Raw genomic sequence first — 12,290 nt, forward strand, 5'->3', positions numbered from 1 at the left:
AGAGATGACGATGTACAGCACGGGTCAAAAGGCGTCATGTAGTAAAACAATAACAGAAACGGATTTTGTATTATTTGCAGGTTTAAGTGGGGATTTTAATCCGATCCATATTGATCATGAGTATGCGAAGCAAACTAGATTTAATCAAAGAATAGCACATGGGTTACTAACTTCTAGTTTATTATCGCAATTGCTTGGTATTCATTTACCTGGAAAAGGATCCGTTTATATGGAGCAAACTATTAAATTTACAGCGCCAGTTTTTATAGGAGATACAATTACAGCAACGGCTACAGTGCAAGAATTTATGATAGAAAAGAGAGTTTTGAAATTGTTAACGGAGTGTCATAACCAAAAAGGAGATTTAGTATTAACAGGTGTAGCTACTATGATGGTGCCAAAAGAAGGAGGAGTAGTCTAATGAATATTGGGATTGAAGCGACTGGTGTTTTCTTCCCAAAAGACGTAGAGACGGCTGTAGACTTATCTAAAAAAACAGGTATCCCTGAGCACATTATTATAGAAAAGTTTGGATTACATGAAAAACATGTCGCAGATGAAACGATGCATGCATCAGATTTAGCTATTGCTGCTGCAAAGCCAATATTATCACAAGTAGATCCTCAATCTATTGATGTAGTCATTTATTTTGGCAGTCCACATAAAGATTACCACGTATGGTCTAGTGCCCCAAAAATTCAGCATGAACTTGGATTGAAAAATGCTTATGCTTTTGAAATTATGAATGTTAGTTCTTGCTTTCCTATTGCTCTCAAAGTCGCAAAAGATATGCTCTACTCCGATAACTCAATTGAAAATATATTATTAGTAGGTGGATGTAAAGAATCTCAAATTGTAGATTATGATAATCCACGCTCACGTTTTATGTTTAATTTCGCTGATGGCGGAAGCGCAGCTTTAGTGAAAAAAGATGCTAGCAACGGTGAAATATTAGGAAGTGCGATTATAACAGATGGTTCATTTCATGAAGATGTACGTATTCCAGCAGGTGGGTCAAAGCAGGTTGCGAGCTATGATACAGTTAAGAATCGACAACATTATATTGATGTAATAGATCCTAATAGTATGAAAGAGCGTCTAGACCGGGTTTCAATCCCTAATTTTGACAAGGTGATTCGAGAGGCGTTAAGAAAAAGTGGGTTAACTCCTAAAGATATTAAAGTATTATTACCATTGCATACAAAACGTTCTATGTTAATAGAATTGATACAGGGGTTAGGGCTAGAAGAAGAACAAGTTGTATATTTAGATCATTATGGACATATGTCAGCGCTTGATCCTTGTATTGGTCTTCACTTTGCAAACGAACAGGGAAAATTACAGGCCGGAGATATTGCAGTAGTAGTTAGCGCAGGGACTGGGTATACGTGGGCAGCTACTGTGATTAGGTGGTAATAAAGATGAATTTTATCAAAAAAATTATATATTGTTTTTTCATTGTTACTGTGAGTCTAGGGATGTTTGCTTCTTTAGGAAGTGCCTCTGCTGTAAAATATGTGAAATCATGGGGAAGTGAGCTAGATACTTCTAAGTTATTAAGGACACCAGTGGCGATGGCAAGGGATGCAAAAGGATTTTTGTATGTTGTTGATATGGGGAATAATAGAATTTTGAAAATAGATAAGAATGGAGAAGTTGTTGATGCTATAGGAACTTTTGGTGAAGGTCCGGGACAGTTTAATATGCCATTTGGTATTGCTGTTGATAAAGAAGGTAATATTTTAGTTGCGGATACAGCGAATTATCGTATTCAAAAATTTAATGAGGAGTTTCAATTTATTAAAAGTTGGGGCACAAAAGGTAAAGGAAGTGAGCAGTTCTCGTTTCCTAGGGAAATTGCAGTAGATAGCGATAACAATTACTATATTACGGATGAATACAATCATCGTATTCAAAAATATAGCCCGGATGGGCAGTATATTCAAACGATAGGGAGTTATGGAAAGGCGAATGGAGAAATGGCTTTACCACAAGGAATCGCGATAAATAAACAGGACGAGGTCTATATTGCAGACACATATAACAATCGTATTCAAGTGTTTGATAAAAAAGGGGAGTTTCAACGAGTAATCGGAACAGGAAGTGCAGGTTTAGGCCCATATCAATTCTACCATCCAAGAGGAATAAATTTTGAATCAATATCTGGATCGCTATATGTAGCAGATACATATAACAATCGGATAATGAAATTTACAAATAAAGATCAATTTTTATATACAGTAGGTAACTTTTTTCAGTTTGTTTATCCTAATCAAGTTCTTCCGGATAGTAAAGGGAATATCTATATAACGGATACGGGAAATAATCGTGTACTTTTATATAATGAGGTAGGCCTAACAGCGGTAATGAAGAAAACCCTAGGTAATGAAAGGAATGGAAATACACAATATGCAGGACCTTATGATGTCGAAAGAGACACGAATGGAAATGTTTTTGTATCTGATTCCTTTAATCATCGAATTTTGAAATATGATATATCTGGGAAGGTTGTTGGGAAGTGGGGAAGTTTATTTGGTGCTGGTGGACCATTAGGATACGGAAGTCTTCCGGGACAGTTTTATGTTCCAAGACAAATTGCAACGGATCGTTACAATAACGTGTATGTATCTGATTCTGTAAATCATCGTATCCAAAAATTCACCAACTCAGGGATAGTGCTTGCTTCATATGGTTCATTTGGAGTATTACCAGGTTTTTTTCAATTTCCATCTGGAATAGCTATTGATAGTAAAGGAAACATATTTATAGCTGATTCAGAAAATCATCGTATTCAAAAGTTTAATCCATTCTTTGTATATATGAAAGAATGGGGGAGAAAAGGAAGTGGAGAGGGAGAGTTTTTTCAACCTATGCAATTAGCAATTGATTCAAAAGATAATGTTTATGTTGTGGATCGGATTAATAATAGGGTTCAAAAATTTGATAATGAGGGTAATTTTCTTACAAAATGGGGTACAAATCATGGAGCCGGAAACTTAGATCCACTAGAAAATTGGAGAGAGGGTTCAGGAGATCTTTTTTTGCCAATAGGAATTGAAATCGATATAAATAATACGGTGTATGTTACAGATACTTCTAATAATCGTGTGAATATTTATAATGAAAATGGGGATTTTTTAGAGTCTTTTGGAAGTTTTAATGGTATGTCAGGGCAGTTTTTCTCGCCACAAGGAATAGATGTGGATAGCCAAGGGAATATCATTATTACAGATGGTTTACTCCAAAGAATTCAATTTTTTAAGAAAGCTAATTAATTTTGGATACTCAAAATTAATTAGAAAGGATAGAAGTTTAATAGAGTGGGAATGCGGTTAAAATATTTATATCAAATTGTAAAGGTGTTTAATTGAAATCGTAGAAGATACATGTATACTAACAATTTCGTTTATATTATTCAAAGAAAAAGTCATAATTACGGATGGGTAACTTTGGCGTGTTTGATTCTATCAGAAAGTAAAATATGGGGAGGATCACAATGTCGATGAAAAAACGTAAATGGCTAAGAATGGTAGCTACTGGTTGTGTTTTAGGTTCGTTATTCATAATGGCAGCTTGTTCAGGAAAGAAGGCAAGTACAGAAGATGAAAAGACGATTAAGGTAGGGGTTCTTGCTTCATTAACAGGACCGTTAGAATCGTATGGAAAACAAACAGTGAACGGATTTGAATTAGGGTTAGACTATGCAACGGGCGGAACTGGGAAAGTGGAAGGAAAGAAGATTAAGTTTGTTGTAGAAGATACAGAAACAAAAGCTGATGTAGCGGTTAAAAAAGCTACGAAATTATTAGAAGAAGAGAAAGTTGATTTTTTAGTCGGATCGTCTAGTTCAAGTGATACATTAGCGGTTTTACCACTAGCTGAAGAATATGAAAAAATAATGGTTGTAGAACCGGCGGTAGCTGATAGTATTACCGGTAAGAACTGGAATAAATATATTTTTAGAACAGGTAGAAATTCATCTCAAGATGCAGTCGCTGGTGCTGCAGCAATTGCTAAAAAAGATGTGAAAATAGCAACGTTAGCACAAGATAATGCTTACGGTCGTGAAGGGATTGCTGCATTTAAAGCTGGAGCGAAGAAATTAGGTGCAAATATTGTGAACGAGCAATATGCTGATACAAATTCGACTGACTTCACTGCAAATATTCAAAATATCATTAGCTCAAAACCAGATTATTTATTTATTGTTTGGGCAGGGGCAAATTCACCTTGGAAACAGTTGAAAGATATGAATGTGGAAGCGCAAGGTATTAAAATTTCTACTGGTGCACCAGATATTCCGGCATTAAAAACGATGGATGCGTTAGTAGGAATGCAAGGGTTTTCGGTATATTATCATACACTCCCGAAAAATAAGGTGAATGATTGGTTAGTAGAAGAACATAAAAAACGATTTAATGGTGCGGTGCCAGATTTATTTACAGCAGGGGGAATGTCAGCGGCAATTTCTATTGTAGAAGCGTTAAAGAAAACAAAAGGTGATACAGATGTAGATACATTAATTAAGAAAATGGAAGGAATGGAATTTGATACACCGAAAGGAAAGATGAAGTTTAGAGAAAAGGATCACCAAGCGATGCAGACGCTTTATTCTATCACGTTGAAAAAGCAAGATGGTGTTGACTATCCAGTGCCAGTATTAGAGCGAGAATTAACGATGAAAGAGACAGAGCCACCAGTTCAAAATAAATAGACTGAATTTTCTGTTGTTTTTGCATAAAGAGGGGATCCCCTCTTTGTACGTATTTTTTTCATACTTAAAGCTTTAAAGGGGGGATTTCATGACACATTTGCTAGAAACGAAAAATCTTAGTGTATCTTTTGGCGAGCATCATGTTATTAAAGATGTAAATTTAACTGTACAAAAAGGAAAACTCATTTCTATTATCGGGCCAAATGGTGCGGGTAAGACAACATTATTTAATTTACTAAGTGGACAGATTTCACCCACAACAGGTGAAGTGTATTTTAAAGGGCAAGATATTACAAAACTATCGATTTCAGATCGAACACGCTTAGGAATCGGTCGCTCTTTTCAGCTTACAAACATATTCCCAGAATTAACGGTACTTGAAAATGTCCGTTTAAGTGTTCAATCATTCGTACAAGATTACTATAGTTTTTTCCCGAGTCCAGCAAAATTAAAGCAACAAGTTGGAGAGGCGAGACGTTTCTTAAAAACAGTATTACTTCAGGAGAAAGAGAATGTATTAGCAAAAGATTTGGCACATGGAGAGAAAAGAAAGCTAGAACTTGCGATGTTATTAGCTTTAAAAACGGATGTGTTATTACTTGATGAGCCGACGGCAGGTATTTCGGTTGAGGAAGTCCCGGCTATATTACAAGTGATTGAAAATATTAAGAAACATCCAGAGAGTACAATTGTACTGATTGAACACAAAATGGATATGGTACTAGATTTGTCAGACCATCTAATCGTTTTATTTCATGGAGAGTTATTGGCTGAAGGTTTACCCGAAGAAATTATGAAAGATGAGCGTGTACAAAGTGCTTATTTAGGGGGATTATATAGTGGCACTATTACAAGTGAATAATATAGAGACGTATTTAGATCAGTTTCATATTTTACAAGGGGTATCTCTTACTGTTGAGAAAGGAACGATTACTGTACTGTTTGGAAGAAATGGGGCAGGGAAGACTACGACGTTACGTTCGGTTATGGGGTTTCACCATATCGCACATGGTGAAATTTATTATGATCGTACACAAGTAAATGGATTATCTACACATTTAATTTCAAGGAAAGGGATAGGGTATGTACCAGAAAATCAAGGTATTTTTCACGATCTGACAGTAGAAGAAACATTCGCTCTTGCTAGAGGTAAGGGCGAAGAAGCGGAAGAAAAGATAGAATGGATGCTTGAACTATTTCCAGATTTAAAGCAATTTTGGCACAAAAAAAGTGGACTCTTAAGCGGGGGACAAAAGCAAATGTTAGCAATTTCAAGAGCATTTATTAATAGTGATGGTTTACTACTTATTGATGAGCCGAGTAAAGGCTTGTCTCCTATTATGATAGAAAAATTAATGATAGCTATTTTGAAAATGAAGGAGAAAACAACAGTTTTACTCGTTGAACAAAATTTTATGATGGCTAGTCAAATTGGTGATTATTTTTATATTATGGATAACGGAAAAATTGTTCATAACGGTTTTATGCATGAATTAAAAGAGGATAAGGAAATGTGTCACAAATATTTAGGAATCTCTTAACATGAATCCGGGGTGAGAAGGATGGATGTGTTAATCAATTTATTTGTAAATGGGATTTCAACAGGGATGCTCATTTTTTTATTAGCATCAGGTCTTTCACTTATTTTCGGTTTAATGAGTGTTCTAAACTTCGCACATGGTGGTTTATTTGCATGGGGAGCATTTACAGGTGTTTGGCTATTTAATATGACAGGGAGTTATGTGTTAGCTTTAATTGGAGCAATAGCTATGGGAATGTTCCTTGGATTTATTTTAGAAAGATTCCTTATTAGACCGGTATATGGAAATCATGTTCGCCAGCTTCTTGTTACGCTTGGAGGAATGCTTGTACTTAGTGAATGTATTAAAGTATTTTGGGGACCAAATCCAATTGGGGCAAAGTTACCGTTATGGCTACAAGGAAGTTTTACGTTCGGAGGCGTTATATTAATTAAATATCGTCTATTCGTTATCATAATTGGGGTTATCATATACATTGCCTTATTATTATTGCTCAAAAAAACAAAGATAGGTCTTATGATACGCGCAGGTGTAATGGATAAAGAGATGGTTCAAGCGCTCGGTATTAACGTAAAAGCTATATTTTCTTTCGTCTTTTTATTAGGAGCAGGGATGGCTGCCTTAGGTGGCTTCTTATTAGCACCATACTCAGGCGTTATTTTCGCTGAGATGGGTATGCAGTATGCGATTTTAGCTTTCATAGTAGTAATCATTGGAGGGCTAGGAAGCGTACAAGGTTCAGCAATCGCTTCTTTAATTGTCGGATTAGCTGGTGCTTTTACAGCGTATTTTATACCGGATTTATCACTTGCAATCAATATGTTAATGTTACTATTTTTCTTAATAGTGAAGCCAAATGGACTTGTTGGTGAAAAGGGGTGAAATGGTGAACAGCACATCAAATCGAATTAAAGTATACTTCGGAGTATGTATGCTCATTTGTTTAAGTGTATTTCCATTCGTAAATGATTCACGGAGCTTGTTAATTTTGTTCACTCAAATCTTCATCTTTGCTATTTTTGCAATGAGTTTTGATGTATTGCTTGGATATACAGGAATTGTATCATTCGGCCATTGTATGTTCTTTGGGATAGGAGCATATGGCGTAGCGCTTTTATTTGATCGACAAGGAGTATCCATAACGAACTTTTTAATAGGAATAGTAGCTGCAATTATCATTTCAGCCATTGTTAGTTATATAATTGGTTTGCTTTCTTTACGGCTGAAAAGTCATTTTTATGCGATGTTAACACTTGCTATTTCACAGTTGTTTTTCGTACTTGCTGAAAAATGGCGTGGGCTCACTCACGGAGGAGATGGTTTTACATTTGGTGTACCAGAAGTATTCCGTGATCGTTTTACGTTTTATTATGTAACACTTATATGTTTACTTATCATTTTTGTTCTGTTACGTCTTTTCACCAAATCTTCTATTGGAAAAGTATTAAAGGCAATTTCACAAAATGAGCAACGTGTTGAAGCACTAGGATATAAAGTTCTTCATTATAAAATTATTGCTAGCATTGTTGCAGGAGTAGTAGCTGCAATTAGCGGTGGTTTATTTGTTATCACTTTACGCTTTGTTAATACAACTGTATTTTCAATTGAAATGACATTAAATGCATTATTGATGACTATGATTGGAGGCGTTGGAACGTTAATAGGAGCCATTGCAGGAGCTGGAATTATTGAATCCCTAAAATATTATTTATCAGAACTAGCTACAGAGTATCCGATCTTTGAACGATGGACGATTATTCTTGGTGTATTGTACATTATCGTATTGCTAGTTTTCCCGAAAGGATTAGTTGGCACGGTTAAGAGACTGAAGAATATGAAACGGAATAAGAAGGAGAAAAGTGCAGAAGTGGAGCAAAATGTGTGAAAAATCAATTGTATAGAATATGAAAATCCCTCTTTTAGATTCGGAAAGGAGGGATTTTTATTGCTGTATGTAAATTTAGTTCGTTTATAGCTATTATATTAATCAAATAGTTCATCAGGGATTTGTTTGAAAGAATTTTGATTCGTAAAGAAATGAACAGCTAATTTCTCAATTGGAACATTTTCAATTGGTACTAATTTATCATTTTTAATCGGTAAAAAGGCTATTCCTTTTCCGTCCTGAATAAACTCTTCTATAAGCGAATAAGAATCTAATTGTTGAAGTTGACGCTGAGATAAATTATTTTCTTTTAGAAATTGTATCGTCTTATTCCTAAAAGGGCACTTTTTGTCATTACTAACGAAGAAGAGTTCCTTTGAAAAGTCAATGGTACACTTTTCTTTCGGTTTTAATAAGCCGATAGAAATTGAAGTGGAAAATACTTTTTTGAACGATATGTCTGGGTAATCCTCATAAGTAATGACCATATCAACTTTTTGTTGCTGCAGTAATTTTTGCAAATGACTACTATTTTCTACATATATTTGATAACTCCTAAAATTTTCTTTAATGCGCTTGCTTACATAATTAGTCAAAATAGATTGTGATGTTGCGATTATATAAGAAGACCCACTCGTTTTAATTTTATCTTTTGCTTCTTCTACTAGCGTTAATATTTGATTTGTGTAGTCTAATAAAATGTCACCAGAAGGTAATAAAGAAACGCCTTTGTTATCTCTATGTAGTAAAGGTGTTTCTAACTCTTGTTCTAATTTTTTAATTCGCTCAGTTACGTTCGGTTGAACATACCCTAACTCTTTCGCAGCTTTACTAATAGAACCTTCGCTAGCCACAGTTTTGAATATAATAAGATCATTTATTTCCATTTATCACAGCCCCTTATACGATATCATTATAAATGATACCAAACATAATTTATACCTATTTTACGTTAGTCAATCATCGGTTTATCATTGTGTATATAAGATGGAAAGTGAGTGATAAACATGATTGGAATGCAATATAAGGTCATTTTGCCAAAGGATTATGACATGGATATTATTAGAAAAAGGGTAGAGGATAATGGATATAAAACGGACGGGTTTCAAGAATTGAATTTCAAAGCGTATTTAATTACTGAGGCGGGTAAGGAAGGGAATTTCTATAACTGTTATGCACCTTTATATATTTGGAATGGTCATGAAGGAATGAACAAATTTATCTTTGAAGGGTATTACGATAATATTTTACAATCTTTTGGATGGCAACAAATAAATATAGGTGTTCCATTAGTTGTTAATGTAAAGGGTAATTTTAAGAAATGTAGATATGTTGTTGGATATGAAGGAAGTATTTCTCCAAGTGAATCATTGAGTGGGATTCAATCTATCATTGTGGATCAAAAGGTAGAAAATTGTTTAGGAAATGTAATAGTATATAATCCAGATAAATGGGGATATAGTCAGTTTAATTTTTATGAAGAGAAGCCTGATATTATAGCGAATAAAGGTGTTACATTATATGAGATTTTGCACATTTCACGATGAAAACTTGTTGAAGTTAAATTAAGAAAAAGGAATGACAATGTATGCCTTTTGTGAACGTCTATTATCATGAAAATAAATTAAGTAAAGAAGAAATCAAAAAGATAGGTGAATGTATTCATCTTTCATTAATTGAACATTTTAACATTCCTGAAAATGATTTCTTTCAAATGTTTTTACCCTATCAACAAAATCACTTTTTATATAATCCATATTATTTATTAGAAAGAGGAGAAAAGAGAACAGAGAATATGATGTATGTTTCTATCACATGTGGACCGGGAAGAACGATAAAACAGAAAAGTGATCTATATCATTCGATATCCTCGAAGGTTTCTGAATGTTCTAGTATAAAAAGTGCAAATATTTTTATTACGGTAAATGAGACATCTGCAGAAAATTGGTCATTTGGTCAAGGAATGGCACAATTGGTAAAAGTGAAGGGGGAGTGAAATGATGAATGAATCCATTGGATATTGTATTCAAGAGAAAATGAGAGAAATGGCACCTGTATTTGCACATTATAGTGAAGAGATACTGTTCGGGGAAGTGTGGCGAGATGACACTTTAACATTACGAGAAAGAAGTTTATGTACTGTGTCAGCACTAATCAGTCTTGGTAATACAGAACAATTACCATTTCATCTGAAGCTAGCTAAACAAAATGGGATTATGGAGAATGAGTTGGTTGCATTAATAACACATATGGCTTTTTATGTTGGTTGGCCCAAAGCAGCGGGAACTTTACATATAGTAATGAATGAAATGGAAAGTTAAGAATAACGATAAGAAAGAATTCGTTTAAACATGAATTCTTTCTTATCGTTATGTATGCAATACTTTAATGAGATATTTTTCACGGTTTCTCTTGCTTTTTTATCACTTGCGTAGTAAAGTGATAGTAAGATTCACGATAGGAAGTGATCAAACATGCGTGATAATACGATAGGATCATTAATATGGTTACGTTTAATACGATTTACGAACCAAAGTAATCAGATGTCAAATGAGTTTTTAAAACGCTTTGATTTAACGACTGCTCAATTTGATGTGCTTTTGCAAATACGTACGTATCAACCACTAACACAAATGGAGTTAGCTGAAAAGGTAACTGTTACACAAGGCGGTATTTCTCGAATGTTAACACGTCTTGAAAAAGAAGGATATATTGTACGAAAACAAGATTGGAAAACGAAAACAATTAGTCTGACAGAGCAAGGGGAAGCGGCCTTAGAGAGAGCACTGCCAGAGCAGCTTGCATTTCAATCATCGTTTTTTGATGATGTATTAAATGAAGAAGAGCAGAAAATGTTATACGAGCTAATGACGAAAGTTCATAAGCATAGTGAAAAAAAAGAATTACCGCAAGAGTAATTTTTTTTACACTATCAATTGACTAATCAAGTGATGTTGTAAGCAATAGGGAAAAACATTTGACTTACAAATGTTTTTAAAAGAGAAAATAATAACACCTCATCAAAGGAGAGAGCAATGATGGAAAAATACCGTATGAATACAAGTAAAGGAATGGAGTTTGGATTATATTCAATTGGGGATCATGTTTTAAATCCACATAACGGAGAGAAAATTAGTGCTGAACAAAGAATTCATGAATTAATTAAAACAGCAAAGTTAGCGGATGAAGCTGGACTTGATGTATTTGCTGTCGGTGAAAGTCATCAAACGCACTTTACAACGCAAGCTCATACAGTTATTTTAGGAGCGATTGCGCAAGCTACGAAAAATATAAAAATTGCAAGTTCAGCAACGATAATAAGTACATCTGATCCGGTACGAGTATACGAGGACTTTGCTACACTTGATTTGATTTCTAATGGACGTGCAGAAATTGTGGCTGGTCGTGGATCTCGTATTGGGGGATATAGTTTACTTGGTTATGATGTGAATGATTATGAAGAGTTATTTGAAGAGAAGATGGATCTTTTATTAAAAATTAATAAAGAGGAACATGTAACATGGAATGGACAGTTCAGAGCACCGCTTGCGCATGCATCGGTTATTCCAAGAGCTAAAAATAATAACTTACCAATTTGGCGTGCAGTTGGTGGCCCACCAGCTAGTGCGATTAAAGCAGGACGTGCAGGTGTACCAATGATGATAACAACACTAGGTGGCCCAGCTATTAACTTTAAAGGATCAGTAGATGCTTACCGTGAGGCGGCTGCGCAAAGTGGATTTAATCCAGCGAGTTTGCCAGTTGCAACAACGAGTTTATTTTACACAGCAAAAAATTCACAAGACGCACTTAGTGAATACTATCCTCACATTAATGCTGGTATGCTTACGCTACGCGGTGGTGGGTATCCGAAACAACAATTTACAAATGCAATAGATTACCGTGACGCGTTAATGGTTGGTAGCCCGCAACAAATTATCGAAAAAATGCTTTACCAATATGAATTGTTTGGGCAACAACGTTTTATGGCAGAAATTGATTTTGGTGGTGTACCATTTGATAAAATTGAGAAAAACATCGAATTAATTGCTACTGAAATTTTACCGGCTATTAGAAAACATACAGAAAAGTAATTTGAAAAATACCGAGAGTCTAATCGATTCTCGGTATTTTTTTATGTATGAATTTA

14 protein-coding genes are annotated in these 12,290 nt (G+C 34.7%); 13 read left to right on the forward strand and 1 reads right to left on the reverse strand.

What is annotated here, in order from left to right:
- Positions 1–4: 4 nt before the first annotated feature.
- From MKY00_RS09890 to MKY00_RS09925, 8 genes are all read left to right on the forward strand, one after another.
- Positions 5–421: a MaoC family dehydratase gene (locus MKY00_RS09890; protein WP_029141103.1), complete on the forward strand. Its 417-nt coding sequence runs from the start codon at positions 5–7 to the stop codon at positions 419–421.
- Positions 421–1,416 (forward strand): 3-oxoacyl-ACP synthase, encoded by a 996-nt coding sequence (locus MKY00_RS09895; protein ID WP_016717212.1) that lies wholly within the window; start codon positions 421–423, stop codon positions 1,414–1,416. Before MKY00_RS09890 ends, MKY00_RS09895 begins: the two co-directional genes overlap by 1 nt.
- 62 nt (positions 1,417–1,478) lie before the next feature.
- A complete protein-coding gene (locus MKY00_RS09900; protein ID WP_029141104.1) occupies positions 1,479–3,275 on the forward strand; it encodes a 6-bladed beta-propeller in 1,797 nt (598 codons plus the stop codon).
- Between the two features lie 221 nt (positions 3,276–3,496).
- Complete coding sequence (locus tag MKY00_RS09905) at positions 3,497–4,714, forward strand: substrate-binding domain-containing protein (RefSeq protein ID WP_016717214.1); 1,218 nt, start codon at positions 3,497–3,499, stop codon at positions 4,712–4,714.
- A gap of 88 nt (positions 4,715–4,802) precedes the next feature.
- Positions 4,803–5,576, forward strand: a complete 774-nt coding sequence (locus MKY00_RS09910; protein WP_000149326.1) for an ABC transporter ATP-binding protein — start codon at positions 4,803–4,805, stop codon at positions 5,574–5,576.
- Positions 5,554–6,255, forward strand: coding sequence for a branched-chain amino acid ABC transporter ATP-binding protein (locus MKY00_RS09915; RefSeq protein ID WP_001196704.1), 702 nt, complete (start codon positions 5,554–5,556; stop codon positions 6,253–6,255). Before MKY00_RS09910 ends, MKY00_RS09915 begins: the two co-directional genes overlap by 23 nt.
- 21 nt (positions 6,256–6,276) lie before the next feature.
- Positions 6,277–7,137 (forward strand): branched-chain amino acid ABC transporter permease, encoded by an 861-nt coding sequence (locus tag MKY00_RS09920; protein ID WP_000382789.1) that lies wholly within the window; start codon positions 6,277–6,279, stop codon positions 7,135–7,137.
- A gap of 49 nt (positions 7,138–7,186) precedes the next feature.
- The gene (locus tag MKY00_RS09925) at positions 7,187–8,140 is read left to right on the forward strand and encodes a branched-chain amino acid ABC transporter permease (protein WP_029141105.1); all 954 of its coding nucleotides are present in this window, start codon (positions 7,187–7,189) and stop codon (positions 8,138–8,140) included.
- Between the two features lie 98 nt (positions 8,141–8,238).
- On the opposite strand, the gene MKY00_RS09930 is transcribed toward MKY00_RS09925, so the two are convergent.
- Entirely contained in the window at positions 8,239–9,027 is a 789-nt protein-coding gene (locus tag MKY00_RS09930; protein WP_016717215.1) for a LysR family transcriptional regulator, read from the reverse strand.
- A gap of 120 nt (positions 9,028–9,147) precedes the next feature.
- On the opposite strand from MKY00_RS09930, the gene MKY00_RS09935 reads away from it, so the two are divergent.
- From MKY00_RS09935 to MKY00_RS09955, 5 genes are all read left to right on the forward strand, one after another.
- Positions 9,148–9,687: a DUF4865 family protein gene (locus MKY00_RS09935; RefSeq protein WP_016717216.1), complete on the forward strand. Its 540-nt coding sequence runs from the start codon at positions 9,148–9,150 to the stop codon at positions 9,685–9,687.
- 41 nt (positions 9,688–9,728) lie between these two features.
- Positions 9,729–10,136 (forward strand): tautomerase family protein, encoded by a 408-nt coding sequence (locus MKY00_RS09940; protein ID WP_016717217.1) that lies wholly within the window; start codon positions 9,729–9,731, stop codon positions 10,134–10,136.
- 1 nt (position 10,137) lies between these two features.
- Positions 10,138–10,461 carry a carboxymuconolactone decarboxylase family protein gene (locus MKY00_RS09945; protein WP_000980852.1) on the forward strand — a complete coding sequence of 108 codons (324 nt, stop codon included), beginning with the start codon at positions 10,138–10,140 and terminating at the stop codon, positions 10,459–10,461.
- 153 nt (positions 10,462–10,614) lie between these two features.
- A complete protein-coding gene (locus MKY00_RS09950; protein ID WP_001205526.1) occupies positions 10,615–11,058 on the forward strand; it encodes a MarR family winged helix-turn-helix transcriptional regulator in 444 nt (147 codons plus the stop codon).
- 120 nt (positions 11,059–11,178) lie between these two features.
- The gene (locus tag MKY00_RS09955) at positions 11,179–12,234 is read left to right on the forward strand and encodes an LLM class flavin-dependent oxidoreductase (protein WP_016717218.1); all 1,056 of its coding nucleotides are present in this window, start codon (positions 11,179–11,181) and stop codon (positions 12,232–12,234) included.
- Positions 12,235–12,290 lie beyond the last annotated feature (56 nt).

Origin of the sequence: Bacillus sp. FSL R9-9834 (genome assembly GCF_038006905.1) — a bacterium.
In the GTDB taxonomy this organism is placed as follows: Bacteria; Bacillota; Bacilli; order Bacillales; family Bacillaceae_G; genus Bacillus_A; species Bacillus_A pacificus.